General features: G+C 70.2%; 26 protein-coding genes. 14 read left to right on the forward strand and 12 right to left on the reverse strand.

The genetic code is table 11. From position 1 onward, the window contains the following. Positions 1 to 35: 35 nt before the first annotated feature. Positions 36 to 221, forward strand: coding sequence for an Rv0250c family protein (locus F4560_RS46260; RefSeq protein WP_312869438.1), 186 nt, complete (start codon positions 36 to 38; stop codon positions 219 to 221). Between the two features lie 95 nt (positions 222 to 316). Here the strand turns inward: F4560_RS46260 and F4560_RS23240 are convergent, their stop codons facing one another. After that, the gene (locus tag F4560_RS23240) at positions 317 to 469 is read right to left on the reverse strand and encodes a hypothetical protein (protein WP_184923144.1); all 153 of its coding nucleotides are present in this window, start codon (positions 467 to 469) and stop codon (positions 317 to 319) included. A gap of 258 nt (positions 470 to 727) precedes the next feature. On the opposite strand from F4560_RS23240, the gene F4560_RS23245 reads away from it, so the two are divergent. The 4 genes from F4560_RS23245 to F4560_RS23260 all read left to right on the forward strand — a co-directional run bounded on the left by F4560_RS23245 (position 728) and on the right by F4560_RS23260 (position 3,739). After that, entirely contained in the window at positions 728 to 1,591 is an 864-nt protein-coding gene (locus F4560_RS23245; RefSeq protein WP_184923146.1) for a transglutaminase domain-containing protein, read from the forward strand. Between the two features lie 271 nt (positions 1,592 to 1,862). Continuing rightward, complete coding sequence (locus F4560_RS23250; protein WP_184923148.1) at positions 1,863 to 2,063, forward strand: cold-shock protein; 201 nt, start codon at positions 1,863 to 1,865, stop codon at positions 2,061 to 2,063. A 201-nt stretch (positions 2,064 to 2,264) separates the two neighbouring features. Next, positions 2,265 to 3,242: an acyl-CoA desaturase gene (locus F4560_RS23255; RefSeq protein ID WP_376775334.1), complete on the forward strand. Its 978-nt coding sequence runs from the start codon at positions 2,265 to 2,267 to the stop codon at positions 3,240 to 3,242. Between the two features lie 305 nt (positions 3,243 to 3,547). Further along, on the forward strand, positions 3,548 to 3,739 hold the full coding sequence (locus F4560_RS23260; protein ID WP_184923150.1) for an RGCVC family protein: 192 nt from the start codon (positions 3,548 to 3,550) through the stop codon (positions 3,737 to 3,739). A 7-nt stretch (positions 3,740 to 3,746) separates the two neighbouring features. On the opposite strand, the gene F4560_RS23265 is transcribed toward F4560_RS23260, so the two are convergent. Genes F4560_RS23265 through F4560_RS23280 form a run of 4 tightly spaced genes read right to left on the reverse strand, consistent with a single transcriptional unit; the run spans position 3,747 to position 6,452 of the window. After that, complete coding sequence (locus tag F4560_RS23265) at positions 3,747 to 4,223, reverse strand: YbaB/EbfC family nucleoid-associated protein (protein ID WP_184923151.1); 477 nt, start codon at positions 4,221 to 4,223, stop codon at positions 3,747 to 3,749. After that, positions 4,220 to 4,705 (reverse strand): hypothetical protein, encoded by a 486-nt coding sequence (locus tag F4560_RS23270; protein ID WP_184923153.1) that lies wholly within the window; start codon positions 4,703 to 4,705, stop codon positions 4,220 to 4,222. Before F4560_RS23270 ends, F4560_RS23265 begins: the two co-directional genes overlap by 4 nt. Positions 4,706 to 4,737: 32 nt before the next feature. Continuing rightward, positions 4,738 to 6,108 (reverse strand): putative T7SS-secreted protein, encoded by a 1,371-nt coding sequence (locus F4560_RS23275; RefSeq protein ID WP_184923155.1) that lies wholly within the window; start codon positions 6,106 to 6,108, stop codon positions 4,738 to 4,740. Continuing rightward, positions 6,108 to 6,452, reverse strand: coding sequence for a hypothetical protein (locus tag F4560_RS23280; protein WP_184923157.1), 345 nt, complete (start codon positions 6,450 to 6,452; stop codon positions 6,108 to 6,110). The genes F4560_RS23275 and F4560_RS23280 overlap by 1 nt, the downstream gene beginning before the upstream one ends. Positions 6,453 to 6,565: 113 nt before the next feature. On the opposite strand from F4560_RS23280, the gene F4560_RS23285 reads away from it, so the two are divergent. After that, a complete protein-coding gene (locus tag F4560_RS23285; RefSeq protein ID WP_184923159.1) occupies positions 6,566 to 7,219 on the forward strand; it encodes a hypothetical protein in 654 nt (217 codons plus the stop codon). 4 nt (positions 7,220 to 7,223) lie between these two features. On the opposite strand, the gene F4560_RS23290 is transcribed toward F4560_RS23285, so the two are convergent. Then, on the reverse strand, positions 7,224 to 8,216 hold the full coding sequence (locus F4560_RS23290) for an aldo/keto reductase (RefSeq protein WP_184923161.1): 993 nt from the start codon (positions 8,214 to 8,216) through the stop codon (positions 7,224 to 7,226). Positions 8,217 to 8,295: 79 nt separating this feature from the next. Here F4560_RS23290 and F4560_RS23295 point away from each other — a divergent pair, with 79 nt between their 5' ends. Next, a complete protein-coding gene (locus F4560_RS23295; RefSeq protein ID WP_184923163.1) occupies positions 8,296 to 9,108 on the forward strand; it encodes a helix-turn-helix domain-containing protein in 813 nt (270 codons plus the stop codon). On the opposite strand, the gene F4560_RS23300 is transcribed toward F4560_RS23295, so the two are convergent. Genes F4560_RS23300 through F4560_RS23310 form a run of 3 tightly spaced genes read right to left on the reverse strand, consistent with a single transcriptional unit; the run spans position 9,059 to position 11,105 of the window. Further along, positions 9,059 to 10,015 (reverse strand): LLM class flavin-dependent oxidoreductase, encoded by a 957-nt coding sequence (locus F4560_RS23300; RefSeq protein ID WP_312869439.1) that lies wholly within the window; start codon positions 10,013 to 10,015, stop codon positions 9,059 to 9,061. The genes F4560_RS23295 and F4560_RS23300 overlap by 50 nt on opposite strands. Further along, entirely contained in the window at positions 10,012 to 10,692 is a 681-nt protein-coding gene (locus F4560_RS23305) for an SDR family NAD(P)-dependent oxidoreductase (RefSeq protein ID WP_184923165.1), read from the reverse strand. The genes F4560_RS23300 and F4560_RS23305 overlap by 4 nt, the downstream gene beginning before the upstream one ends. Further along, entirely contained in the window at positions 10,689 to 11,105 is a 417-nt protein-coding gene (locus F4560_RS23310) for a VOC family protein (protein ID WP_033437883.1), read from the reverse strand. The genes F4560_RS23305 and F4560_RS23310 overlap by 4 nt, the downstream gene beginning before the upstream one ends. Positions 11,106 to 11,151: 46 nt before the next feature. Here F4560_RS23310 and F4560_RS23315 point away from each other — a divergent pair, with 46 nt between their 5' ends. The 6 genes from F4560_RS23315 (at position 11,152) to F4560_RS23340 (ending at position 18,939) form a co-directional block, all read left to right on the forward strand. Next, the gene (locus tag F4560_RS23315) at positions 11,152 to 11,811 is read left to right on the forward strand and encodes a GntR family transcriptional regulator (RefSeq protein WP_184923167.1); all 660 of its coding nucleotides are present in this window, start codon (positions 11,152 to 11,154) and stop codon (positions 11,809 to 11,811) included. Between the two features lie 59 nt (positions 11,812 to 11,870). Beyond that, positions 11,871 to 12,233, forward strand: a complete 363-nt coding sequence (locus F4560_RS23320) for a PLD nuclease N-terminal domain-containing protein (RefSeq protein WP_184923169.1) — start codon at positions 11,871 to 11,873, stop codon at positions 12,231 to 12,233. Between the two features lie 436 nt (positions 12,234 to 12,669). Beyond that, positions 12,670 to 14,319: a glucuronyl esterase domain-containing protein gene (locus F4560_RS23325; RefSeq protein WP_312869440.1), complete on the forward strand. Its 1,650-nt coding sequence runs from the start codon at positions 12,670 to 12,672 to the stop codon at positions 14,317 to 14,319. Between the two features lie 306 nt (positions 14,320 to 14,625). Further along, positions 14,626 to 16,089: a family 43 glycosylhydrolase gene (locus F4560_RS23330; protein WP_184923171.1), complete on the forward strand. Its 1,464-nt coding sequence runs from the start codon at positions 14,626 to 14,628 to the stop codon at positions 16,087 to 16,089. An 84-nt stretch (positions 16,090 to 16,173) separates the two neighbouring features. After that, on the forward strand, positions 16,174 to 17,541 hold the full coding sequence (locus F4560_RS23335; protein WP_184923173.1) for a glycoside hydrolase family 43 protein: 1,368 nt from the start codon (positions 16,174 to 16,176) through the stop codon (positions 17,539 to 17,541). A 24-nt stretch (positions 17,542 to 17,565) separates the two neighbouring features. Beyond that, positions 17,566 to 18,939: a family 43 glycosylhydrolase gene (locus F4560_RS23340; RefSeq protein WP_184923175.1), complete on the forward strand. Its 1,374-nt coding sequence runs from the start codon at positions 17,566 to 17,568 to the stop codon at positions 18,937 to 18,939. A 44-nt stretch (positions 18,940 to 18,983) separates the two neighbouring features. Here the strand turns inward: F4560_RS23340 and F4560_RS23345 are convergent, their stop codons facing one another. From F4560_RS23345 to F4560_RS23355, 3 genes are all read right to left on the reverse strand, one after another. Continuing rightward, positions 18,984 to 21,284 (reverse strand): hypothetical protein, encoded by a 2,301-nt coding sequence (locus tag F4560_RS23345; RefSeq protein ID WP_184923177.1) that lies wholly within the window; start codon positions 21,282 to 21,284, stop codon positions 18,984 to 18,986. A gap of 137 nt (positions 21,285 to 21,421) precedes the next feature. Then, the gene (locus F4560_RS23350; RefSeq protein WP_184923179.1) at positions 21,422 to 24,169 is read right to left on the reverse strand and encodes a TIR domain-containing protein; all 2,748 of its coding nucleotides are present in this window, start codon (positions 24,167 to 24,169) and stop codon (positions 21,422 to 21,424) included. Positions 24,170 to 24,245: 76 nt separating this feature from the next. Beyond that, positions 24,246 to 25,235, reverse strand: coding sequence for a sigma-70 family RNA polymerase sigma factor (locus F4560_RS23355; protein WP_312869441.1), 990 nt, complete (start codon positions 25,233 to 25,235; stop codon positions 24,246 to 24,248). Between the two features lie 131 nt (positions 25,236 to 25,366). Here F4560_RS23355 and F4560_RS23360 point away from each other — a divergent pair, with 131 nt between their 5' ends. Next, positions 25,367 to 26,161, forward strand: coding sequence for an SDR family NAD(P)-dependent oxidoreductase (locus F4560_RS23360; protein ID WP_184923183.1), 795 nt, complete (start codon positions 25,367 to 25,369; stop codon positions 26,159 to 26,161). Positions 26,162 to 26,171 lie beyond the last annotated feature (10 nt).

The raw sequence follows: 26,171 nt of genomic DNA on the forward strand, positions 1-26,171 counted from the left end.
GCGGACTTCCGGGACCACCCGGGGTGCGGCGGCTGGTGAACGACCTGGACCGGCTCGCGATCGACGTGGACGAGGTGGCGGAGGTGGCCGGTGCGCCGGCCCCTCCGGTTCCGCGCCGGCCCGAGGACCTGGTCACCGTGCCCGACACGCCGTACGCGCCGGACTTCTGGCACGGCGCGGACGACGAGGGCGTCGGCGGCCACCGACCGCACTACCGGTAGTGCCCAGAGGTCTGGACATGCTTGAAGCGGAGCCCGCGACCGGTTCGGTCGCGGGCTCCGTCACAGGCTCCGCAGAGCGGTTCGGGCTACCGCGGTCAGGCCATCTCGCCGGTGTTCTGCGGCGGCACGTCGGCCGGCTCGCGGAACAGATCGGTGTAGGACCGCTGCTCGTCCCGGCCCAGACCGTTGGCGGTCTCGGTCCGGGTCGTGTCCGGGTGGCTGAACAGCTCGTTGAACGAAGTTGACATGTGTTCCGACTTTCTCCGCGTCCGCTGCGTGCTCACGGCCGGCGATGCCGGGCCGGAGATCCTCACACGGCGCGAGGGTTTTCGGGTTCAGAAGATATGAATCGCCCCGATGACACCCACGGTACACGTCGTGGTGCCGTGGGCGCCACAGCGTTATGGTGGGCGTGTCGGGCGCAACTCGCAGGGCGGCGGTAGAGCCGGCTTCGTCCCCGACGAAACCGATCCGGTCCGGTCCAGACCGGGGACGGGAGCACCGACATGGGGTCGGCTGCCGAAAGCGACGCCGGTCCGGCCTCGGACCGAAGGTTCCTGCGCATCGGGTGCGCGTTCACGTACCGGGCCGAAGTGGACACCCCCACGGTGTTCCAGGTGCGGCCGGCGCGCGACCAGGACGTGCGGGTGACGAACGAACGGCTGTCGGTCGAGCCGGATGTCGCCATGCGCCACTACGTGGACCTGTACGGCAACCTGTGCTCACGCGTCGTTCTGCCGAGCGGTCTGTCCACAATGCACTACAGCGCGCTCGCGGAAGTGGCGGACGCGCCGGAGGAAGCCGACGAGGACGCGCCGGAAACGGCCCCTGACGAGCTGTCCGACGACGTGCTGCACTACACGCTGCCCAGCCGCTACTGCCTGCCCGACGTGCTCGCCGACGAGGCGTGGCAGCGGTTCGGCTCGCTGGCCCCGGGTTACCGCCGGGTGCGGGCGATCTGCGCGCACGTGCACGAGCACCTGAGCTTCGGCTACGGCAGCTCCACCGCGCTGTCCACGGCCGCCGACGTCAACACGTCGGGCGCGGGCGTGTGCCGGGACTACGCCCACCTGGCGATCTCGTTCTGCCGTGCGCTCAACATCCCGGCGCGGTACGTCTTCGGCTACCTGCCCGCCCTGGACGTGGCGTCCGACGGCACGCCGATGGACTTCGCCGCGTGGGTGGAGGTCCGGCTGGGCGACCGGTGGTGGACGTTCGACCCGCGCAACAACGCCCGGCGCAAGGGTCGGGTCGTCATCGGGCGCGGCCGGGACGCCGCCGACGTCGCCATGGCCACCACGTTCGGCGGCCCGGCGCTGGAGTCGATGGTCGTGCACGCGGAAGAGGAGTTGGCGCCCGCACGGCTGTGACCAGGCACGGGGCCAATCACGGGACCAAGCCGGTGTTCCGCCAAACGGGTGACAAGGCGGCGTGCGGGAACTAATCCGGGCCCCGGTGGGTTGTACGGAGTGGTCGTCAATTTTGTGTCCGTGTTTCCACAGCAGTTTCGCGGGAATGATGTTGCGGACGAAGTTCTTTCTTTGCTTTGCAGGACAAGCTGGAGAAGTCGTCGTCTGAGATCCGACCCGGAGCCGCGGTTCAGCGGCGCCGATCCAGCACTGCCCAAGGAAGAGAGAACAGATGACTCAGGGAACCGTGAAGTGGTTCAACTCGGAGAAGGGCTTCGGCTTCATCTCCCACGACAACGGCCCGGACGTGTTCGTGCACTACTCGGAGATCGAGGGCTTCGGCTACCGCAGCCTGGAAGAGAACCAGCACGTCCAGTTCGAGATCAACCAGGGGCCCAAGGGCCTCCAGGCCGTCGGCGTCCGCGCCGTCTGAGCCGCTTGATCCCACCTACCTGCTCCTACCAGCTGAAACGCTGACGGAGACGCGGAAAACCGGTGCCCCTCGTTCCCTTCGGGGGCGGGGGGCACCGGCATTCGCCGCATCGTCGCATCGTCGCCCTGGGCGACACCCACACCGATCGCCCGAGACCCCGGCGGCGGAGACCAGGTCACCGCACGCACGGAGGTATCCCCGTTGACTGAAGCCGTTCGCACGAATCCGCCACCGGAGAGTTCGACGCCGGACAGTTCGCACAACGGGCCCGAGCCGATGCTGGCCGGTGAGAAGTCGTCGACCCAGGTGTTCCTGGTGAAGCTCTTCGTCGTCATCCCGGCGCTCGCGCTGGCCGCCGCCGTGCCGCTGGCCTGGGGTTGGGGCCTCGGCTGGCTCGACATCGGCCTGGCCCTGTTCTTCTACACGCTGACGTGCCTCGGCGTGACGATCGGGTTCCACCGCTACTTCACCCACGGGGCGTTCACCGCCAACCGCGGTCTGCGGATCGCGCTCGCCGTCGTCGGCAGCATGGCGATGCAGGGGCCGGTCGTCGACTGGGTCGCCGACCACCGCAGGCACCACGCCTACGCGGACCGTGACGGCGACCCGCATTCGCCGTGGCGGTTCGGCACGTCCGCGAGCGCGTTGGCCAAGGGCTTCTGGCACGCCCACCTCGGGTGGATGTTCCAGCGTGAGCAGACCAACGCGGCACGCTTCGCGCCCGACCTGCTCGCCGACGCCGACATCCAGCGCGTCAACCGCTGGTTCCCGGCGCTGACCGTCGCGACACTGCTGTCCCCCGCCCTCATCGCCGGCCTGGTGACGTGGAGCTGGTGGGGCGCGCTGACCGCGTTCTTCTGGGCCGGGCTCGTGCGCGTCGCCGTGCTGCACCACGTGACGTGGTCCGTGAACTCCATCTGCCACATGATCGGCGACCGGCCGTTCACGGCGAGGGACAAGTCCGCCAACTTCTGGCCGCTGGCGATCGCCTCCATGGGCGAGTCCTGGCACAACTCCCACCACGCCGACCCGACGTGCGCGAGGCACGGCGTGCGGCGCGGGCAGATCGACATCTCGGCGCGCTTCATCTGGGCCTTCGAGAAGCTGGGCTGGGCCACCAAGGTCCGCTGGCCGAGGCCGGAATTCCTGGCGCGCAAGCTCAAGGCCTCCGCGGCCTGACCCCCGTTCGACCACAACTGCCCGTGCCACCGGCACGGGCAGTTGGCCGTGCTCGGAAGTGGCTCGGAAGTGCGCGAAATGCGTATTCCGTGACAATCGGCGCAGCTGCCCGACGGGAGCGGGACGTGGCCCGGCGTGTACCGTGGGTGGTGGCGGGAACCGTTCGAGCATCATGCTCCACGTTGCCGGTTTCCCGATGCCTTCTCGCATCGCCCGTGAGCGGGACCTCGTTTGGCGGGCGGTTCGTCGTCCGTTCGGGCGTGGTGTCTACGACTTGCTCCGTGCGTGCGGACTGGATGGATCAGATGAACCAGGTCTTGCCGACGATCGAGTCGGATGTCACCACCGAAGCCGCCGAGGCCGACGGGGCCGCGTCGCCGAAGTGCGTCGCGTGCAAGCACTCGTGGGCCTCGCACGACCGGATCGCGATGCGCTTCTGCACCGCGACCACCACCGAGCACCACACCAGGGGCTGCGTCTGCCCCGCCGGCGACTAGCCGAGCTTCACCACGCCGGGCGGCTCTGGTAGGCCGCCTCCGGCTCCTCGTCCACCACCCGCGCCTCACGTCGGACGACGCGGGGCGCGATGGCGTGCGGCTCCTGCGGGGCCTCGTCGCCGAACAGCCGCCGGTCCTCGGCCAGCACCTGGTCCAGCAGCTTCGTGTCACCCAGCGCCGACCGGACCACCTCGGCCTGCCTGCGGGCCGCCTCCACCCGGGCCGACGCGATCGTCCGCAACGTCGTGGACGACAGCGCCGCCGGGTCGGTGGTCCGCACCGCGGCCCCGAACGTGATCGACCTGACCGTGCCGTCCGACCCGGCGACCACGGTCACCACGCCGTCGTCGGACGTCGCAGTGCCCACCACGTCCTTCAAGTCCTCCGCCATGCGCTGGTACGACTCCGCGCGCAGCCGGTTGTCGGCGGCGGCCGTGTCGATGGCCTCGATGCGGCGCAGCAGGATCTCGGCGGACTCGGTCACCGGGTCACTCCCTCGTCCGGGCGGATGGTCTTGAGGAACGCCTGGAAGTCGCCCACCAGGTCCTCGAACTGCTCCGGCGTCGCGCTCAGCACGATCTCCAGCACCGCGCGCCGACTCTTGTCGCGCACGTCCGGCATGGCCAGGAAAACCTGCAGTTGCACCAGTTCCACCGGCCGGCCGTCGATCGGCACGGTCATCCGCACGACCTGCGTGTAGGCGGACTCCAGCTCGTTGCGCCGCCCGATCTCGACCGGGCCGCCGACGCCGCGTTCCAGCCGTGCCGCGGCCTCCGCCGCCACCTGCGCCAACGTCACGTCCGTGCGGACCTCGCCGCTGATCGTCACGTTCGCGGTGAACCCGGCGCTGGAGCCGGGGTGCAGCGCGACGAACGCCGCCTGCGACGCGCCCACCTCGTCGGGAGGGGCCGAGAGCCACCCGTCGGGCAGCGAGAACTCGATCGGCACCGGAAGGGTGGTGGCCATGCCTGCGTCTCCTCCTGCGATCCTGCGGTAGGTCATCGGCCGAACAACCGGCCGATCGCGCGACCGGCGCCTTCGGCCACGTTCTCCACGCCGCGCCCGACGTCCTTCGCGATCTCGCCCACGTCGTCCGCGACGTCGATCACCGTCTCGACGACCTCGACCGGGTCGACGCTGACGTCGAACCCGACCTTGCCACCCACGCCCAACCCGACGCCGAGCGACCCGCCGATGTGGAACTTGCCGTCCTCGCCCATGCCGAATTGCCCGCTCGCCTGCGCGCCGACGCCCGCCCAGGCCTCGCCGTTCACGCCCGCGCCGATGCCGGCGACCTCGGCGCTCGCCTCACCGGACACCTTGGCGCCGGCGAACGCCTCCGCGTTGCCCTTCGCGCCCAGCCAGCCGACCGTGCCCTTGGCCTCGGCGGACGCGCCCACGATGGCGTCCGCGCTGCCCGAGACGCCCGCGTGCTTGCCGAGGCTGATCTCGCCCTCGGCGTGCCCCTTGGCCAGGTACGCGCTCGCGTTCGCGCCCACCGTGACGCCCGCGGCGCTCGCGGTCGCGGTCACCCCGGCTTCCGCGCCGAGCACCGAGCCGCTGATGCTGCCGCTGCCCGACAGCGGCCCGGCGGTGAAGTCGCCTTCCTTGCTGCCGTGGGCGACGTCGACCTGCCAGTCCTTGCCGGCCGTGCGCTCGTGCAGGTCGATGCCGAACTTCTTCGCGACCTCGGCGATCGCCTCGGTGAGCAGGCGTTCGGACTCGCTGCCCGTCTTGCCCTGGTACGACTTGCCGCCCGGACCTTTCTGCCAGCCGCCGGGGTCCTTGCCGTTCTCGTCGGTCTCGCGGTGGGAGGCGCCGAACGAGTCCTTGCCGAACGACTTCTTGTAGCCGCCCTTGCCGTCGGACTCCCAGCCGAGCGCCTTGGCGACCACGTCACCGATGCCGGACAGCCCCGCGCGGGCGTCGTCGAGGACCTTCTGGGCGTTGGCCGTGGCGGCCTGGCCCGGGTCCTGGAACGGGGCGGTCGTGCCGGACAGCACCATGGCGTCGTGCTGCGCGACGGCGAGGCGGGTCGCGGCCTGCGCCTCCAGGTGCATCTCGACGGCGCGTTGCGCTTCGGACTGGCACTTGACCAGCACGTCGCCGTAGTCGGCCAGCGCCTGCCCGCCGCCGCCCAGGTCCTCGCCGGCCTGGAGCCAGCGGGGCGGTTCGGACCGGAAGACGGACCGGAACGCGGTGCTCGCGTCACCGCTCCAGCCGCCGGGCTCGATCCGGCCGAGGTCCTCGCCGACCGCCACGACCGCCCGCAGCGTCTGCACGAGTTGGCGGAGGTCACCGGTGATCAGCTCGGGCTCGCCGGGGATGAGCGCCTTGGGGTCGTTGGTCTCGCCGAGTCGGGCCGCCATCAGGACACCGGCTTCAGCGGCGTGGTCCCCAGGCGGCGCGAGATGTCGCCGGCGGGCGCCGGTTCCCCGAGCCGGCCGAACCCGACCGCCTCTTCACCGTCGACGTCCACATAGGACGACGCGGCGGCGCGGAGCCCGATGGCGTGCTCGTCGGCCTCCTGCCGAAGCCGCTCGACGTACGCCTTCATCTCCTGGATGAACAGCTCCCAGGCTCCGGCGACGCCGTCGTGCCCGTACTCGCCGCTGGGCCCGCACCACACCAGGCCCGCCGTCTTGTCGCCCGCGTCACCGATCTCACCGGCCGCCCGCCGTAACTCCTCGGGCACCGCTCCGAACCCCGCCATGTCCACCCATCCGTCCACTCGACACCACGCCGTCAGACGCAGCCGACGCCATGATCGTTCCGGTGACACGTATATCGGAGGTTACGATCCCGGCCGGCACCGAGGGGGGACACTTGAGACACACGCTGGTCGTCGTGGCATTGCTGGTCACGGCCTGTTCGCCGACACCGACGGCGACACCGACATCGACGGCGGTGTCGGAGCCGCCCGCCACCTCCACCACCACGACCACTCGGTCGGTCGACCCGGAACTCGGTCCGCGCCGGCTGAAGGCCGCCGCCCTGCCGGTCGACACCTTCGTCACGCACGGCGCCGACCAGCCCAAGGACGACAAGTACGGCAAGTGGAACGTGGTGGACATGTGCGGCGGCGTCCGCGACCCGGGCAAGTACACGTCGTACTACCGGTCGTGGGGCAGCGACCGCATCTCGGCGTTCAACTACGTGCACCGCTTCGAGGACACCACCGCCGGCGAGATCCTGGCCCGGATCGCGGACCGCGCGAGGACGTGCGCCTCGTACCGCCACGACGACGGGTCGACGCGAGCGGTCCGCGCCGACACCGAGATGCCGAAGAACCCGATCCTGTCCGGGATCTTCGGCTACTGCGAGGAGTTCCAGCCGGGCGCGCACGTCTGCGCCGCCGTGCTCAGCCGCGACAACCTCATGTCGGTGGTCGCCGTGGCCGCCAAGGGCGAGTCCGCCGACGTGCACTCCCAGCTGCTGGAAATCGTGCCTACGGCGATCGACGCGATCCTGAAGGCCTGACCGTTCAGCGCGGGTCGACGCTGGTGGCGGTGTCGCCGAAGACGAACGGGCTCGGCTCGCACTCGGCGATGAAGTCGGAGGGGAAGCCGAGCCGGAACTCCACCGACTCGTCCAACCGACGGACCGCGTCTTCGGGCAGGGTGACGTCGAGCGCGCCGAGGTTCTCGGTGAGCTGCGCGACGCTGCTCACGCCGACCAGCGGAAGCACCGCACGCGACTTGGCGCGCGTCCACGCGAGCGCCACCTGTGCCGGGCGGACGCCCAGCTCGTCGGCCACCGTGCGGACCGCGTTGGCCGCCGCACGGTCGCGCGCGGTCAGTGAAGCGGGGTCCACGCGCTTCGAACGGGGAGATCCGGGTGGTGCGTCGACGGTTCCGGACAGCTTGCCCGCGGCGAGTGGCGCCCACGCGGTCACGCTCAGTCCCAGCGCCTCGGCCATCGGCAGCAGCTCGCGCTCGGCGTCCCGTTTCAGCAGGTTGTAGGGCACCTGGAGGCCGGCGAACGGCGTCCAGTCGCGCCACCGCGCGAGCGTGTTGGCGTGGGCGACGACCCAGGCCGGCGCGTCGGAGATGCCGGTGTAGAGGATCTTCCCGGCGCGGACGGCGTCGTCCAGCGCCCGCATGGTCTCCTCGACCGGGGTGTGCCGGTCCCAGATGTGCACCCAGTAGATGTCGATGTAGTCGGTGCGCAGCCGGCGCAGGCTCCGGTCCAGCGACCGCGCCAGGTTCTTGCGGTGGTTGCCCGAGGCGTTGGGGTCGGCGGCGTCGCGCGACAGCGTGTACTTCGTGCCGATGACGAACCTGTCGCGTCGCTCCACGATGGAGCCGAGCAGTTCCTCGCCGCCGCCGTAAGCCGACGCGGTGTCGAGCACGTTGCCGCCCGCGTCGGCGTAGGCGTCGATGATGCGGCGTGCCTCGGCGGGATCGGCGAAGGTCATCGTGCCCAGCAGGAGTTCGGACACGCGCAGGCCGGTCTGGCCGAAGAGTCGGTACCTCATGCCGCACAGCGTGGAACAGCCGGTCCGCCGGAGGGAGGCCCCGTCAGGGACCCTCTGGGCAGACCTAGACTCGGCGACCATGAACGCGTTGGGCGAGTTCCTGCGGGCCCGGAGGGAGGCGATCACTCCGGCCGAGGTGGGGCTCCCGACCGGTTCACGCCGCCGCACGCCGGGTCTGCGCCGGGGCGAGCTGGCCGAACTCGCGGGCGTCAGCGTCGAGTACCTGACCCGCTTGGAACGCGGACGCGACCGCCACCCGTCGGCGCAGGTCCTCGGGGCGCTGGCCGACGCGTTGCGCCTCTCGTCACACGAACGCGTGCACCTGCACCGCCTGGTGAAGGCGGGCGGCGGTGCGCTGTGCCCGGCGTCGACGGCTCCCCTTCCCGTACGTCCCACCGTGTTGGCGCTGCTGGACCGGCTGGAGCCGACGCCCGCGTTCGTCGCCGACGCGCAGGGTGACGTCCTCGCGTGCACCGACGGGTTCCGGTGGCTCGCCGGGCCGGCCGGTCTGCTCGACGCCGACCAGCCCAACCTCGCCCGGTTCGTGTTCGGCGACGCCAGGGCGCGCACGGCGTTCCCGGAGTGGGAACGGGTGGCCGACGATCATGCCGCCGCCCTGCGTGCCGCAGCCGACCTGGGCGACGGCGCGGCGGCCATGCTCGCCGAGGAGCTGTCCATCACGGCGGGCGCGGAGTTCGGCCGCCGCTTCGCCGCGTCGGCCGTGCCCGCCGGGACCGGGGTCGAGCAGTGGCAGCACCCCGAGGCCGGCACGTTGCGGCTGGCGTACGAAAGCCTGGGCGTGCCCGGCGACGAGGACCACCGCCTGGTCGTCTACGTGCCCGCTACAGAACCGCTGCCAGACTCTCCAAGGGATCCGCGCCCACCGGGATGAGCACGACGCTGTCCACGCCGGCCGCGAACAGCTCGTCCAGCCTCGCCCGCGCGTCGTCGGGCGTGCCGGTCACCGAGAGCTGCCGCACCCACTCCTCCGGCAGTCGGCGCACGAACTCCTCCCGGCTCCCGGACTCCCGCCGCAGCGCCGCGAACTCGTCCGCGAACGGCAGCGGGGCCAGGTGCGGCGCCCAGTCGGGCTCACCGATCCACTCCAGCCCGGCGCGGACCGCGTCGATCGCCACGGCCGCGTCGGCGTGAACAGCGGCAACGTTGTACCCGACGAGCCGGTGCGGCCGGTTCGCGTCGATCTGCTCGAGGGCCGCACGCGCGTACTCCGGCGTCGTCGGCTCGGCCAGGATCGTCCCGTCCGCCACCTTCCCGGACACGGCCAGCGACCGTGGCCCCCGCACTCCCGCGAGGACGAGCGGCGGGACGTCCGGCACGCACGCGCCTTCCAGCCGAACGGCGTCCAGCGCGACGTACTCGCCGGGCTCGACCGCTTCGCCGCGCAGCAAAGCGATCACCGCGCGGAGGTACTCGTCCAACAACGTCAGCGGACTCGCCGGCCACTCCCCCACCGACCGCATCCACGCCGGCATCCCGTGCCCGATGCCGATGTCGACCCGACCGGGGAACAGCTGGGCGAGCGTCGCGATCTCCATGGCCGCGAACGCCGCGTTACGCGCTCCCACCGGCAACAGCCCGATGCCGACGCGGATCCGCTCCGTCGCCGCCAGCACGGCCGCCGCCTGGGCGATGCCACCGCGGAAGCCCAGGTCCTCCACGACCCACAGTTCGTCGAACCCGAGCTCGTCCGCACGCCGCGCGTACGGCAGCACCTGTGCCGGTGCGAGGTCGCGGGGCAGCATCACCCCGACCGAGCCGGACCTGTCCGTTTTCTTCACGTCCGCAAGTATGAAGCGCCGTTGAGGTCGAGCACGGTGCCGGACGCCCACTCGGCGGCGGGCGAGGCCAGGTAGACCACGGCGGCGGCGATCTCCGCCGGTTCCGCGACCCGGCCGAACGGGCTCTGCCGGCGGACATCGTCGGTCACCATGTGCGCCACCCGATCGGTGCCGACGAAACCGGGCGCCACCGACGTCACCGCGATGCCGTGCGGGGCAAGGGAAACGGCCAGCGACTGCCCCATCGAGTGCAGTGCGGCCTTGCTCGCGCCGTAGGCCGGCATGTCCGGTTCACCGCGGAAAGCGCCACGCGAGCCGACGTTCACGATCCGCCCGCGAACGCCCCGCTCGATCATGTGCCGCGCGACGCAGTACGCCATGTTGGCCGCGCCGAACACGTTCACCTCGAACGTGCGGCGCCACAACCCCTGCCACTCCTGGTACGACTTGTCCGTCAGCGAGCCCAACTCCACCAGACCGGCGTTGTTGACCAGGACGTCGATCGCGCCGAGCGTGTCGGCGGCGGCGTCGACCACCCTCGCGATCGCGTCCGGATCGGCCAGGTCGACGTCGGTCGAGGAGAGCGCGACGACCCTGTCCCCGGATTCGCGGAACGCGTCCGCGATCGCCGCGCCGATGCCCCGGCTGCCGCCGGTGACCAGCACACCCCGGCTCACTTCGCGAACACCTGCGACTCGTCCTTGAAGGCCTTGAACTCCAGCGCGTTGCCGGCCGGGTCGCGGAAGAACATCGTCCACTGCTCGCCCGGCTCGCCCGCGAACCGCAGGTAGGGCTCGATCACGAACTCCGTTCCGGCGGCACGCAGGCGGTCGGCCAGCGCGTGGAACTCGGGAATCGGCAGGATCAGGCCGAAGTGCGGCACCGGCACGTCGTGGCCGTCGACCGGGTTGCGGCCGGAATCCGCGCGCGGGCCCGGCACGACGTGGGTCACGAACTGGTGGCCGTAGAAGTTCCAGTCGACCCACTTGTCGGCCGAGCGGCCCTCTTCGAGGTTGAGCACGCCGCCGTAGAACGCGCGTGCCTCGGCCAGGTCGTCGACGGGAACCGCGAGGTGGAAGCCGGGTTTCATGCCTCCACCTTGACCACCGGTTCGGCTGATGTCAACATTCGACATTATGCAGGCGCTGAGGAAGGCCGACCGACGAGGACTGGCGGACGAGGCGGCCGACCGGATCCGGGAAGCGATCCTCGCCGGCGTGTTCCCGCCGGGCTCGCCGGTCCGCGAGGTGGAACTGGCCGCGTCACTCGACGTCAGCCGTGGGTCGGTGCGCGAAGGGCTGGCCGTGCTGGAGCGGGAGGGGTTGGTGCGCAGCGCCTGGCACCGCGGCACTCGGGTGATCGACCTGACGGTCCAGGACGCCGAGGAGGTCTACTCGGTCCGGGCCGCGCTGGAAGGACTGGCGGGCCGCAGCGCGATCGGCCGCGTCGACCTCGACGCGTTGGGCCGGTTGGTCGACGTCATGGCTCGCCGATTGACGTCGGGCGCGCCCAGCACCGAGTTGCTGGCGTTGGACATCGAGTTCCACGACGCGATCTACGAGGCGGCGGGCAACCGGCGGCTGCTGGACGCGTGGCACGCCGTGCGCTCGCAGGTGCACCTGTTCCAGCTCACCCGGATTCGCTTGGGCTACCCCGATTACCGGGCGGTGGTCGTGGACGAGCACCGGGAGATCGTGCGGCTGCTCTCAGCCGGTGACGCTGACGCCGTCACCCACCACGCCGAGGAGCACGTCCGTTCGGCGTTGCGGGTGCTCGTCGGGCAACTCGACCGTTGACCGATGCCTTGTGCCCCTTGCGGTAGCATCTCCCGGTCGACTTTGGGGGATGTGGGCACATGCTGTACTTCGGTGGCTTCTTCGGGCTTCTCACGCTCTGCCTCTGGCTGTTCTGCCTGATCGACGTCATCACCACCGACGACGGTGACGCGCGGAACCTGCCGAAGGTCGGTTGGCTGTTGATCGTGCTGTTCTTCCCGTTGGTCGGCTCGCTCGTCTGGCTGGTCGCTGGTCGGCCGGTGCGTCCGGCTGGGAGCGCGCGTGCGTACGAACGCGGCACGCCCTCGTTCCCCGAGTACGACCGGCCCGGCCGGTTCGCCGCCACCGACTCCGAGTCCGACGCCGAGTTCCTCCGCCGCTGCCGTGAACGCGCCGAGGAGCAGCGCCGCAAGGCCCGCAAGACGGACGACAACCCCGAGTAACCCCCGCCAGTCCCACGTCCCCACCGCGTGAGTCCTACGTTCAGAACGCGCGAGTCGTACCTTCAGGACCACCGTGTCCTACGTTCAGGACCCCTGAATTCAACGCTCAGAACAAACGATCTTGTACTGAGCGTTGAACTCGGGGGTTCCGAACGTAGGACTCACGGGTCCTGAACGTAGGACTCACGGGGTCTGGAGGTTCGACACGCGAGGTCTGGAGGTTCGACACGCGGGGCCTGAGGGTTCGACTCGCGGGTTCTGGGCGTAGGACTCACGGGGGGTGTGGGGGTGGGGCGCGCCAAGTGAGACCGGGTGGGCGGATGGCGGCATTGACATGTTTCGCTGATTCGATCGAAACTTTAGGTCGATTCGCCCTCAGTGATCATCGATCGCCGCCGTCCCTGGTCACGCCCACCCATCCGGAAGGAGAGCCCCCGTGGACATCAGCCCGGGCCGCTCCAAGATCCGTTCGACGGTCGTCATGTTGGCGGTGGCGGCGCTCACGTTCGCCGGAGCGTTGACCGCGATAGCGCACTCGGACTCCGCCGTGGCCGACGTCGGTGTCGCGGCTGTCGGTGTCGAGGACGAGGGCGCGGACTGCCCGGTGTCGTTGCCGGGCTCGTTCCCGTCGAACTCGCAGTTGCCCGACCCGTTCACGAAGCTGAACGGGTCGCGGATCGCGAGCAAGTCGGACTGGCGGTGCCGGCGGGCGGAGATCCGCGAACTGGCGGAACGGCACGTCTACGGCGACAAGCCCGCCAAGCCGTCCACCGTCACCGGCACCGTCTCAAGCAGCAACATCACCGTCAACGTGTCCCACAACGGGCGTAGCAGCAGCTTCTCCGCCCGCGTCGAACTGCCCGGCGGCACCGGCCCGTTCCCCGCCGTCGTCGTGCTCGGCGGCTTCGGCGCCGACACCGCCGCCATCAAAGCCGCCGGCGCCGCGGTCATCAACTACGACCCCTACACCGTCGGCAAGGAAGGCACCCCGCGCAACAACAAGCAGGGCGCCTTCTACAGCGTCTACGGCGCCACCAGCAGCACCGGCATCATGATGGCCTGGGCCTGGGGCGTCAGCCGCATCATCGACGTCATCGAAACCTCCGGCGGCAACGTGTTGAAGGCCGACGCGGTCGGCGTCACCGGCTGCTCCCGCTTCGGCAAAGGCGCCTTCGCCGTCGGCGTGTTCGACCAACGCATCGCCCTGACCATGCCCATCGAATCCGGCACCGCCGGCGTCCCCATCTACCGCGGCATCCCCGGCGAAGGCGCCCAAAGCCTCAGCAGCGCCTACGGCGAACAACCCTGGTTCGGCGACGCCTTCAACTCCTACACCGGCAACCCCAACGGCGCACCCATCGACACCCACCAGCTCGTCGCCATGGTCGCCCCACGCGGCCTGTTCATCATGGACAACCCCCACATCGCCAACCTCGGCCCCCGCTCGGCCAGCGTCGCCGCACTCGGCGGAGCCGAGGTCTACAAGGCACTCGGCGCCGGCGCCAACATCACCTACTGGTCCGACGTCTCCGACGGCAGCCACTGCGCCAACCGCACCGAATGGCGCACCCCCCTCCAACAGAACATCCAGAAGTTCCTCCACAAGACCGGCACCGCCACCGGCGCCATGCGCATCTCCAGCAAAGCCGCCGGCAACCTCGCCCAGTGGCGCACCTGGCAAACCCCCACCCTGACCGACGACACCACCACCCCCACCACGACGTCGACGACCACCACCACCACGAGCACAACGACCACCACGGGTACGACCACCACCACGACCAGTTCACCGAACGGTGGCTGCTCGGCGTCGGCGGCGATCAACCAGTGGACGGGCGGCTTCGTCGCCACGGTGCGCGTGACCGCCGGTTCCTCGCCGGTCAACGGCTGGAAGGTCGCCATGACCCTCCCCTCCGGCGCGACCATCACCAACGCCTGGAACGTCAACCGCAGCGGTAACAGCGGGGCGGTCGAGTTCACCAACGTCAGCTTCAACGGCTCGATCCCGGCCGGCCAGTCGGTCGAGTTCGGCTACCAGGCCACCGGCACGGGCGCGGGCATGTCGCCCACCTGCTCCGCCGGGTAGCACGCGGGTTCCGCGCCACGAGGGGCACCGAGCCGACCGGCCCGGTGCCCCTCCGGCGTTCTCGCACGGCCACCGACGTGACCGACAGTGAAACGATCTCTGTTATCGCTAACAGATCGCGGTCATCGCCGAAACCCGGCCACAACGTCGCCAAAAGCGCCACACGACCGTCTCATTGGGCCGAACGCAGCAGCGTCACCAATTGACTGTTGAAGTTCCAGGACTCGTCCTGTTAGCGTTAACAGACCGAGTATCGCAGCTCCACGCCGCCACCTCGTTCCCTGCAATGGCGCAAGGAGAAACAACATGAGATCGGCCCTCGTCCTCGCCACAACGGCGGTCCTGCTCGGCGGTGGTGTGATCGCCCTGCCGCAGTCGGCGTCCGCCGCCGTGGTCGACACCAACGCGACGTACGTGTTGGTCAACCGCAACAGCGGCAAGGCGCTGGACGTCTACGACCTCGCCACCAACGACGGTGCGCGGATCTCGCAGTACACGCGCAACGACGGCGCCTGGCAGCAGTGGAAGTTCCTGGACTCCGGCAACGGCTACTACCGGCTGAGGTCCGTGCACAGCGGCAAGGTCCTCGACATCGAGGGCTCGTCGACCGCCGACCGCGCGAACGTGATCCAGTGGACCGACCGCGGCGCGACGAACCAGCAGTTCCGGTTGGCCGACTCGGCGGGCGGGCACGTCCGGCTGATCAACCGCAACAGCGGCAAGGCCGTGGACGTGCTCGACTTCTCCACCGCCGACGGCGCGCAGCTCATCCAGTGGCCCGACACCGGTGACAACAACCAGCAGTGGCAGCTGGTCAAGCTGGGCTCCACCGCGCCGGGCACGTTCGCCAACCCGATCAAGCGCAACGGCCCCGACCCGTGGCTCCAGTACCACAACGGCTACTACCACCTGGCCACGACGACGTGGAACTCGACCATCACGATGCGCCGCTCGCGGACGCTGGCGGGCCTGTCGACGGCTCCGGACCAGGTGATCTTCAACCTGACCAGGCCGAACGGGTGCTGCAACATGTGGGCGCCGGAGTTCCACCTGCTCAACGGCCGCTGGTACCTGTACTACGTGGCCGGGCAGAACGTGCAGGACTTCAACCCCACCCAGCGCCTGCACGTCCTGGAGGCCGCCGGCAGCGACCCGATGGGCCCGTACTCGTTCAAGGCGGACCTGGGCAGCACGTGGGAGCTCGACCCGAGCATCCTCCAGCACAACGGCCGGCTGTACCTGATGGGCAGCGCGACCGACGGCACCCAGTCGCTGACGATCACACCGCTGTCCAACCCGTACACGATCAGCGGCACCCGCCGCACGATCAGCCAGCCGACGCTGTCGTGGGAACGGCAGACGCACCCGGTCAACGAGGGCGCGGAACCGTTGTACCGCAACGGTCGCACGATGATCGTGTACTCGGCCAGCGCGTGCTGGGGGCCGGACTACAAGCTCGGCCTGCTCACCCTCACCGGCACCGACCCGCTCAACCGCGCGCACTGGACCAAGTCCCCGAACCCGGTGTTCCAGCGCAATGACGGCAACGGCGTGTTCGCCCCGGGCCACAACGGGTTCTTCAAGTCGCCCGACGGCACCGAGGACTGGATCGTCTACCACGCCAACGACTCCGCGGGCGGCGGCTGCGACATGAACCGCTCCACGCGGGCGCAGAAGTTCACCTGGAACGCGGACGGCACGCCGAACTTCGGCACCCCGGTCCGGCTGGGCACCCAGCTCGCCGCTCCTTCCGGCGAACCCACGTCCTGACCGAACTGCCCTGCCAGGTGGCCGGCGGCACGTCTCCCGCCGCCGGCCACCACCCCCTCACCCTCCCAGTGGACAAGGACGTCCATGTTGCAAAGACGCACATTCCTGGCTGGTGGCTTGTCCGCGGTCGCCCTCACGGGGGCCGCCCGCCTGACCGCACAGGCCGCTCCCGGTGATTCCGCCTACGTGATGGGCTACTTCACCGAGTCGCCGTCGAAACTCGCCGACCGGTACGCGCTGCACCTGGCGGTCAGCCCCGACGGGCTCACCTGGACCCCGTTGAACCAGAACAACCCGGTCGCCACGCCTACCGCGGGAACGGGTGGTCTGCGCGACCCGTTCATCATGCGCAAGCAGAGCGGCGGGTTCGTGGTCCTGGCCACCGACCTGACCGGCACCGACTTCACCCGGCAGAACCAGTACATCCACGCCTGGGACTCGCCGGACCTGCGGTCGTTCACCGGTTACCGCAGGCTGAAGATGCACTCCATGCCGACCCACACGTGGGCGCCCGAGGCGTTCTGGGACGCCGCCCGCGGCCAGTACGGCATCGTCTACTCCGCCAACAGCGGCGGCCGTGACGGGATCTGGGTCAACTACACCACCGACTTCGTCACCATCGGCGCACCGCAGCTGTTCTTCGACCCCGGGTTCAACGTCCTCGACGCCACCGTGCACGTAGGCAGCGGCACGAACTTCCTGTACTACAAGAGCTTCACCGACGGCCGCCTGTACGGGGCGCGCTCCAGCACGTTGAACCCGCGCAGCTTCACCACCTACACCAGCGGCGTGGTCAACGGCGGCATCGAAGCGCCGATCGTGGTGAAAGCCAATGACCGCAACGAGTGGTGGCTGTGGGGTGACTCGTTCTCCCCCGTCAACGGCGAGCTGTACGCGTGGCGCAGCGGCGACATCAACACCAACAGCTGGACGCCGCTCACCAAGGCCCAGTACAGCCAGCCGCTGAACGCCAAGCACCCCACCATCTGCCCGATCACGGCGACCGAGCACGCCAACCTGCTGTCGCGATGGGGCGCACCGGCGTGGAACCGGATCAAGTCCTACAACTTCCCGGACCACGTCATCCGGCACGCCGACAACGCGGCCCGCATCGACCCGTACCCGTTCGACCCGTACCAGGACTCGCAATGGCGGCTGGTCGCCGGTCTCGCCTCGTCCAGCGGCGTCTCGTTCCGCTCGGTGAACTTCCCGGACCGCTACCTGCGGCACGCCGGCTACGTCGTCGGCCTCGCCGCCAACGACGGCTCGGCGGCGTTCGCGGCGGACGCCACGTTCCACCGCGTCCCCGGCCTGGCCAACGGCGCCTGGACCTCGTTCCGGTCGCACAACTTCCCCGACCGGCACCTCAGGCACGCCAACTACGTCCTGCGCATCGACCCGATCAGCACGACGGCGGACCGCGCCGACGCCACGTTCCAGATCGGCTACTGACCACAGTTCTTTTTGGAGGAATGGATGTTCCCCGCAAAAAGCACGATCCGGCTCGGCAGAGCCGCGTTGTTGGTGGCCGCACTGGCGGCAGCGTTGATCACCGCGCCCACGGCGTCGGCGGTCATCGGCTCACCGCTGGTGGGCGCCGGGTCCGGGCGTTGTCTGGACGTGGCCGGCAACAACACCGCCTTGGGCACAGAAGTGTCCATTTGGGACTGCAATGGGCAGGCGAACCAGGGCTGGCACTTCACCTCCAGCGGTGAGCTGCGGACGTTCGACGACACGCGCTGCCTGGACGCCTACGGCCACGGCACCACGGCCGGCACCCGGCTGGTGATCTGGAGCTGCACCGGTGCGGCGAACCAGAAGTTCCGGCTCAACGGCGACGGCTCCGTCACCGCGACCAATTCCGGGCTGTGCCTGGACGTGCTGAACCACGGCACCGCCAACGGCACCAGGGTGATCCTGTGGACGTGCACCGGCACGCCCAACCAGAAGTGGTCCACCGGGTCGGCCGGCTACCCGAACCCCGGTTACGTCACGGGTGACGTCGGCGTGCACGACCCGACCGTGGTCAAGCGGCCGACCGGCGACTACCTGGTCGCGCACACCGGCGACAACATCGCGCTGAAGACGTCGGCCGACCGGACCACGTTCCGCAACGCGGGTCAGGCGTTCCCCGGCGGCGCGTCGTGGACGACGACCTACACCAACGGCGGGCGCAACCTCTGGGCGCCGGACATCTCGTACCACAACGGCCAGTACTACATGTACTACTCGGCTTCGTCGTTCGGCTCGAACCGGTCGGCGATCTTCCTGGCCACCAGCCCGAGCGGGAACTCCGGCACCTGGACCCACCGCGGTCTGGTGATCGAATCGCGCACCAGCGACAACTGGAACGCCATCGACGGCAACCTGATCGTGGACGACCAGGGTCGCTGGTGGCTGAACTTCGGCTCGTTCTGGTCCGGCATCAAGATGATCGAGCTGAACCCGTCGACCGGGATGCGGCTCAACAACACGTTCCTGAGCATCGCCGGGCGGGGCGGCGGCGACATCGAGGCGCCGTTCATCTTCAAGCGCGGGTCGTACTACTACCAGTACGTCTCGTTCGACCGGTGCTGCCAGGGCGCGTCCAGCACGTACCGGGTGATGGTGGGCCGTTCTACCAGCGTCACCGGGCCGTACTACGACCGCAACGGCGTCAACATGAACTCGGGCGGCGGCACGCAGATCCTGGCCTCGCACGGCAGCATCCACGGGCCGGGCCACCAGGCCGTCCTCGCCGACACCGACGGCGATTTCCTGGTGTACCACTACTACGCCGACAACGGAGTGTCGCTGCTCGGCATCAACCGCCTGGTCTACGACTCGGCGGGCTGGCCCAGCGTCCAGTAGTTCGGGGTTGTGGCCCGTCGGGTTTCGCCCGACGGGCCACACCGTTACTGCGGCACGCTGTACGTGCGTGTCACGTCACCCGACACGACACCTCCGGGCGTCCTGCTCGACACGGTGAGCTGGAACGACCCGAGGGGCGTGTAGGTGAACCTCGCCTTGCCGTCCGGACCGACCGGCGCGACCTGCGGCGGGTTGAACGAGATCGACCACAGCACCTCGTGCGATCCGGGCAACGCCGGGGTGACCGTGAACTCGATCGGCTGCCCGACCTTGGCGGTCGAGGGACCGCCGTCCGGGAACTGCGGACTGGTCACCGTCGGCGGTAGGGCCTTGACCCGGAACGAGAAGTACGACTCGTCGGTCTCGACACCAGTCGCGGTCACGCCACGAACCTTCAGCGAGTGATAGCCGGGCTTCGACGGCGTCCACTGGACCGACGCCGTGCCCTCGGCCCCCGCCGCGATCGTCTGCTCCGCCTCGTCGTTGAACCGGTACCGGTAGGACACCACCGGCAACTGCGGGGAGGAGAACGCGAACGTGCCGGTGACGCCGGGACCGCCACCTTCCGGATACCCCGGGTACTCCGTGCTTGTCACGGCCGGTGCGGGGGCATCCGCGATGAGAGCGGACTCGCCCCAGCCGGAACGGACGCCCGCACCGTTCACGCTCGCCACGAGCACGGTGGAGTAGCCCGGGACGGTCGGGGTGTACTCGAAGGTCAGCGAGCCGTCAGGCGCGGCGGGCACGACTACCTCGGGCTCCTCGCCGATCCGGTACACGTACGACACGACACCGGTCCGGTTCGGCGTCACGGTGAAGACCCGCTTCTCACCGACAAGGCCGGCCCACACGTCGACATCCACCCACGGCTGTACCTGGTCGACGTGGATGTAGTGCTCGTAGACACCCGACTTGGAACCGGTGGCGTCGAGGGTCCACAGCGTGAAGGCGTGGGAGGTCTGTCCGGGCTCGGGGAACACGAGCGTCACCCGGCCGGTGCCGTCCTCGCCGACCGGCACCGTCTGCTCGGCGCCGCCGTCGAGCCGGTAGACGAACGTCGTCGCACCGACTTGGCCCGCGGTGAGCACGACGTCCCTCGGCACACCGATTTCGAACCACGACACGTCCGCCGACGGGGCCGTGGACGCCACCCAGTACAGGTAGGTCCGGACCGGCGACTGGTGGCCCGCGCGGTCGACACCGCTGACCTCGATGGAGATCAGCCCGTCGGTGTCGGGGGTGACCGTCACCGTGGCGGAACCACCAGGCTGGTCGGCGGCCACCCGGCCGCCCTGGATGCCGATCCCCCAGTAGGCGAACGCCACCACGTCCTGGTCGCCGTCGGCGCTGAACGTGAAGTCGCCAGGGATGCCGTCGCCGCCGTCGCCGGGCGGGCCGCCGTTCTCCCGGTACACCGTGGAGGTGACCGTCGGGGCATTCGCCGGCCGCGTGAGGTCCGCCGTGAACACGCACGGCGCGGACCACTCGGAGTTGGCGAAGCCGTCTTCGGCACGGGCGGCGAAGGCGTAGGTGCCGCCGTCCTGGACCATGCCCTCCGGGAACCAGCCGGTCACCCGGTCCCGTCCTTGGGTCTGGACCTCGACGCGCTGGTCCGGCGCGTCGACCGGCCAGAACGCCAGCCGCCCGTCCAGTCCGTACGTGCCGTCCTGGTCGCTCGCCGTGGCGGACACGTACGGCCGGGTGCCGTGGAAGTACGTCGGCTCGGCGGTGCACGGCAGGTGTTCGAGGTGCAGGTTGGTCGGCGTCCCGGGCGGGGTGTTGAACGTGGTGTTCAGGACCGCGAAGGCGTTGTGGGTGCGGCCGTAGGCCACGTCACCCTGGAACTCCTCGGAGACGCGGACGGCGACGGTGAGGGACGTGCGGCCCTCACCGATGGCCTGCTTGACCACGTCCAGGACGTCCCAATTGAGCCACGGCGTCGTGCACCCGGACGCGGCCGTGGGGCCGCCTGCCCGGACCACCTCGCGCGGCGGGTTCGCCCACGTGATCGTGTCCGACTGCTCGACGACCCACACCTCGGTCGCACGCGGCTTTTCGCAGTCGTTCGCGGACAGCTCCGGCGTGCGGATCGACGCGGTGAACAGCTGGGTGCCCGTCAACCGGGTGAGGTCGAACGTGAAGTAGGACTTGCCGATGTGGTGCTTGCCCTCGGCGTCCCGCCACGAACCGACCCGCGCGTCACCGGTGGTGACAGCCTGGTCCGGGGTGCGGGAGTCGGTGGTGAGCCACTTCGTGGAGTTCTGCGTGTCCCAGTTCGGGCTCTGGGCCGCGGCGGCGGTGCCGGGCACCGCCGCGAGGCTGCCGATCAGGGCAGCGACGAGCATTCCGGTACGCGTGACGCGCCCCGGTCTTCCGGACGATCTCATGTCCACCTTTGGGATGTGCGTGACGGGCATCGTGCCGCGTCTGGTGCGCGAATAGTCCCAGGCGAACGTCCGATTCGGTCGATATTTGTCCGGTATCACCTTGAGCAGTCGAGGTTCTCCGGCGGATCGAGGTCCACGTAGCCGCGCCACTCGTCGGCGGTGAGGTCGCGGCCGGCGGTGGCGCACGCCGAGTCTCGCCACCGGGCCGGGTCGAGTTCCCATCGGACCACCGCGCCGGACGACGTGGCGGTGGCCAGGCCGCGGCCACTGGCCACGACCGTCGTCGAACCCCACGGCGGCGCGCCGGTCGACCGTTCCGGCATCGGCAGGGCCACGGTGCCGAGCGGCTCGCCGGTGGCCACGTCGGACAGCACGACCGTGCCCTGCGCGGTGATCCGGGCCAGCAGGCCGTGGTCGCCCACCACGGCCATCGCCCGCTGGTAGCTCGCGTCGGCGGCTTCCACGCGCAGCAGTTCGGTCGCGTCCCCGTTCCACACCTCGATGCCGGAGTCCTCGTGCCGCACCACCAGGTGGTCCGGTCCGTAGGCGACGGACACGGCCCCGGCACGCGGCAGCGCCCGGCTCTCCTCAGCCTCGACGTCGATCACGCGCACCGAGCCGTTCCCGTCGATCACCGCCGCGAACCGGGCGTCCGGCCGCACCGCCGCCGTCCACTGCCGGTCTGATCCGCTGTCCTCCGGCAGTCCTTCGACGGGCACGTGCAGCCGCACGCGGCCGTCGTCCGGATCGCGCTCCACCACGCCCGCCTCGCCGACCAAGACCAACGACTTCCCGTCGGGTGAAGCGGCGGCGGCGAAGACCCGGCCACCGGCCTCCCGCTTCCACCCCCGGTACGCGCCGCCCTCCGACCACAGGGTCGCGTCGTGCCCGCCGTCGTCACCCAAGAGCATCAGCGTCCCGCTGTCCGCGGACCACACCGGCAGCGCGTTCGGCACCGCGTGCTGGACCGGGAGGTCCCGCTGTTCGGCGACATCACGGACGAGCACGTCCTCGCCCTCCCCGGCGCTCGCCACCCACCGGCCGTCCGGGGACACCGCCACCCTCGGCGGCGGCCCCGCGTTGCTGGAGTCCGGCGCGTCGCTCGGCGGACCCGCCAACGCCCGCGACACCTGCGTGAGGTCCCAGAGGATCAGAGCGGACCCGCTGCCTGACACCAGCCGGTCGGGGTCGAGGAACGCGAGCCCGGTGACCCGGCCCGCGCCCGGCAGCCGTTGCGGGATCTGCCGCCGGAAGTCCCCCTGCACGTAGAGGACTTCGCCGCCGGCCGCCGCGAGCATCGTGCCGTCGTCGCTCACCGCGAACTCCTCCGGCTGCTCGATGGGTATCGACGAGCCGGCGATGACGCCTTGTGCCGGCGTGTTCGACTGTGGCTGGACGCGGAAGTCCGCGTACTTCGCCCAGGCGAAGTACGCGCCGTTGCGGGAGTAGCCGCAGCAGAAGAAGGCCGCGGGAGTGCGGATGTCGTTTTCGGACTCGTCCGTCTGACGGAAGTCCGCGACGGCCAGTCGCCGCCAGGAATCGGCCCCCGTGTTCATCATCAGGGTCTTGTCGTCGGGCAGCGCGAGGTGGCCGGGCGCGAAGGGGACGGTGGTGCGCCGGAGTTCGGCGCCAGTAGTCCCGTCGATCACCACCAGCGGCAACGGTCCGTCATCGAAGGGAGCGCTGCCGCCCGCCACCGCGACGGTCTTCCCGGACGGTGACACGGCCACGCCGCTCGCCGGGCCCTCGAAGACCTGCTCGGGTTTCCCGTCGTCGCCGCGCCACAAGACCACGGCAGTGCCGTCGGCCGCCGCGATCACCCCACCGTCGTCGGACGCGGCAACCGCGGTGACGGCACGTTCCCCGACTTGGGTGGACGTGGTCCGGTCGTCCCGCACGTCCCAGCGCACGAGGTGTCCGTCCGCCGTGCCCGCGACCGCGACGGACTGCCCACTGCCGACCGCGCTCACCGGACGCCCCAACTGCTGGTGCCGCTTCAGGTAAGGGCTCGCCGCGAACGCCTGGAACAGCGCCGCCCGCGTCTGCGGGTCGTCGGGGTTCATCCGGTGGGCCTCGACCGCCAGCAACTGCGCCAGGTCGAGCTGGTTGTCCACTTCGGACAGCGCGGTGGCGGCCAACTGCCGCGCGGTGGCGATCCGCGCCTGCTGCGTCGCCTCCGTGCCCTGCCACACCGCCACGACCGCCGCGACCAAGGCAGCGACCAGCAGCACGGCCAACGCGGTCGCGCCGCCGCGGGCCAGCCGCATGGTGCGCCTGTGCTGCCGGACGTGCTCGCCGACGACGGCGTCCTTCGAGACGCCGTGGATCGCGCCGGCGACGTCGGCCACCCTGTCCCGCAACCGGGGATCGGCCCAGTCGATCTCCTCGGCGGTGACGAGGGCGCGCAGGTCGACCCACCGCGGTTCCACCCTCAGCGCCGCCACCAGCGACGGCGGCAGCGCGGTGGAAGCCGTCCGGTCGACACCGCCCGGACCCCACACCACGTCACCCGCCGTGACCACGATCAGCAGGGTGTCGATCGACCGGTTCTCCAGCCACCACGCGACCTCGGCGTCCACCCACGGCGACCGGGCCGCGTCGGGTGACGCCATCAGCACGAACCAGCGGGAGGTGGACATCGCCGCGACGATCGAGGGCCACAGGGCGGCGCTCGCGACCAGGTTCGCGTCGTCCCGGAACACCCGCAACGCCCGACTCTGGTTCCACCGCTTGGCGAACCGCTCCACCTCGCGCTGGAACAGCGGGGCCAGCCTGCCGTCGTGCGCGTGGCTGTACGACATGAACGCGTCGTACCCGGACACCGCTCCGCGATCACCGCGCATGAAGATCCGCCTTCGCCCAGGCTGATCAACGGATCATCGCAGCGCTTCACCACAGCTTCCCCGCATTAGTGCGGCACTACCGTTCGGGAAGCGAGTGAGGCAGCCCGAACCACGGGAACACGGTGCTCTCGAAGCGGGTGAAGGCGCGGATTCGGTTGCCGGCAAGGGTGAGGACGAACAATCCCGCTCCCGGGCGAACCCCGGTGGACGCACGCAGGTACGCGCCGAACGCGGGTTGGCCGTTGGCACGCGTCGGCACCAGGTCGACCCTCCGACCCGAACGGAAGATGTCGGTGAACAGGCGGGCCGCCGCGTCGCGCCCCTCGTACTCGAGCGGGATCGGCGGCATGGAGATGAAGACGTCGTCGGTGAGCAGGGCGACGAGCGCGGCGGGTTCCCCGGACTCGTAGGCGCGGACGAACCGCTCCACGAGCGCCTGCTCGGACGTCGAGCCCGGAGCCGGTTCACGTTCGGACGGTTCGGACGGCAGGTGTCGCAGGCCCGCGCGGGCCCGTTTGAGCGCGCTGTTGACCGAGTCGACGGTCGAGTCGAGCATCTCGGCCACCTCGCTCGCGTGGAAGCCGAGCACGTCACGCAGGACGAGCACCGCGACCTGGCGGGGCGGCAGGACCTGGAGAGCCGTCACGAAGGCCAGGGAGATGGCCTCGGTCTGCTCGTACCGGGCCTCCGGACCGAGCGGCATCGCACCTTCGAGCAGCACGTCGGGGTACGGCTCCAGCCAGCCGACTTCACCCAGCCGGGTCGGCTCGGGGACGTCGACGCCGGGCATGTCCCACCGGGCCGGCCTCCGGCTCGCCGACCGACGGGCGTTGAGGCACCTGTTGGTGGCGATCCGGTAGAGCCAGGTGCGAATCGAGGCGCGGCCCTCGAACCGTCCGATCCCCTGCCACGCGGCCAGCAGCGTGTCCTGCAAGGCGTCCTCGGCGTCGTGCAGGGAGCCGAGCATCCGGTAGCAGTGCACCTGCAACTCCCGGCGGTACGGCTCGGTCAGCTCCCGGAACGCCTCACCGTCCCCGGCCCGCGCCGACGCGACCAGGTCGATCACGGCTCCACCTCCTGTCTCCGCTTCCATCCTGTGCAGACACCGGCCGCGCCGCGAACTGGGCGGTCGACGAACGCCCAGTTCGCCGACCTCGCGGGGCCTACACCTCCGAACCGCACTCGGGAGATGGGGCGATGACGATGTTGAAGGACAAGGTCGCGGTGGTCTACGGAGCCGGGGGCTCGATCGGCGGCGCTGTCGCACGCGCGTTCGCGGCGGAAGGTGCGACGGTCTTCCTCACCGGGCGCCGGTCGGCCTCCGTCGAAGTCGTCGCCAAGGGCATCGCTTCGGCCGGTGGCAAGGCGGAGGCGGCGGAGGTCGACGCGCTGGACGAGCAGGCCATTGACGACCATCTACAGTATGCAATCGACAAGGTGGGCCGGATCGACATCTCGTTCAACGCGGTCGGCATCCCGAACACGAGCATCCTGGGCGTGCCCCTGACCGACTTGGACGTCGGACAGTTCTCGCTGCCCATCACGAGCTACGTCACGTCGTACTTCCTCACCGCACGCCTGGCTGCGCGACGGATGGTCGCGCGCAACTCGGGCGTGATCATGACCGTGACAGCGCTCCACTCACGGACGGGCATCCCGTTGGTGGGCGGCTACGGACCGGCGATGGCCGCCAAGGAGTCGCTGACCCGCAGTCTGTCCGCCGAACTCGCTCCTCAAGGCATCCGCGTGGTCGGGCTGCGACCGCAGGCAATGCCCGAGACGCCCACCATCAGGGACGGCTTCGAGCCGCGCGCCAAGGCGACCGGGATGACCTGGGAGCAGTGGCAGGACTTCCTCGCCGCCAAGACCCACGCACGACGGCTGATGACGCTTGAGGAGCTGGCGAACGCGGCCGTCTTCCTGGCGTCCGACAGGGCGAGCGGGATGACCGGCACCACCGTCAACCTGACCATGGGCAGCCTGGACGACTGAAGCCGTGGAC

The sequence above is a fragment of the Saccharothrix ecbatanensis genome (genome assembly GCF_014205015.1).
GTDB classification, from domain to species: Bacteria; Actinomycetota; Actinomycetes; order Mycobacteriales; family Pseudonocardiaceae; genus Actinosynnema; species Actinosynnema ecbatanense.

Bases quoted from the DNA above. Each gene is read 5' to 3' on its own strand.
- F4560_RS23240 (WP_184923144.1), bottom strand. From the start codon at position 469: ATGTCAACTTCGTTCAACGAGCTGTTCAGCCACCCGGACACGACCCGG.
- F4560_RS23245 (WP_184923146.1), top strand. From the start codon at position 728: ATGGGGTCGGCTGCCGAAAGCGACGCCGGTCCGGCCTCGGACCGAAGG.
- F4560_RS23250 (WP_184923148.1), top strand. From the start codon at position 1,863: ATGACTCAGGGAACCGTGAAGTGGTTCAACTCGGAGAAGGGCTTCGGC.
- F4560_RS23260 (WP_184923150.1), top strand. From the start codon at position 3,548: ATGAACCAGGTCTTGCCGACGATCGAGTCGGATGTCACCACCGAAGCC.
- F4560_RS23270 (WP_184923153.1), bottom strand. From the start codon at position 4,705: ATGGCCACCACCCTTCCGGTGCCGATCGAGTTCTCGCTGCCCGACGGG.
- F4560_RS23275 (WP_184923155.1), bottom strand. From the start codon at position 6,108: ATGGCGGCCCGACTCGGCGAGACCAACGACCCCAAGGCGCTCATCCCC.
- F4560_RS23280 (WP_184923157.1), bottom strand. From the start codon at position 6,452: ATGGCGGGGTTCGGAGCGGTGCCCGAGGAGTTACGGCGGGCGGCCGGT.
- F4560_RS23290 (WP_184923161.1), bottom strand. From the start codon at position 8,216: ATGAGGTACCGACTCTTCGGCCAGACCGGCCTGCGCGTGTCCGAACTC.
- F4560_RS23295 (WP_184923163.1), top strand. From the start codon at position 8,296: ATGAACGCGTTGGGCGAGTTCCTGCGGGCCCGGAGGGAGGCGATCACT.
- F4560_RS23310 (WP_033437883.1), bottom strand. From the start codon at position 11,105: ATGAAACCCGGCTTCCACCTCGCGGTTCCCGTCGACGACCTGGCCGAG.
- F4560_RS23315 (WP_184923167.1), top strand. From the start codon at position 11,152: ATGCAGGCGCTGAGGAAGGCCGACCGACGAGGACTGGCGGACGAGGCG.
- F4560_RS23320 (WP_184923169.1), top strand. From the start codon at position 11,871: ATGCTGTACTTCGGTGGCTTCTTCGGGCTTCTCACGCTCTGCCTCTGG.
- F4560_RS23330 (WP_184923171.1), top strand. From the start codon at position 14,626: ATGAGATCGGCCCTCGTCCTCGCCACAACGGCGGTCCTGCTCGGCGGT.
- F4560_RS23335 (WP_184923173.1), top strand. From the start codon at position 16,174: ATGTTGCAAAGACGCACATTCCTGGCTGGTGGCTTGTCCGCGGTCGCC.
- F4560_RS23340 (WP_184923175.1), top strand. From the start codon at position 17,566: ATGTTCCCCGCAAAAAGCACGATCCGGCTCGGCAGAGCCGCGTTGTTG.
- F4560_RS23345 (WP_184923177.1), bottom strand. From the start codon at position 21,284: ATGCTCGTCGCTGCCCTGATCGGCAGCCTCGCGGCGGTGCCCGGCACC.
- F4560_RS23350 (WP_184923179.1), bottom strand. From the start codon at position 24,169: ATGCGCGGTGATCGCGGAGCGGTGTCCGGGTACGACGCGTTCATGTCG.
- F4560_RS23360 (WP_184923183.1), top strand. From the start codon at position 25,367: ATGACGATGTTGAAGGACAAGGTCGCGGTGGTCTACGGAGCCGGGGGC.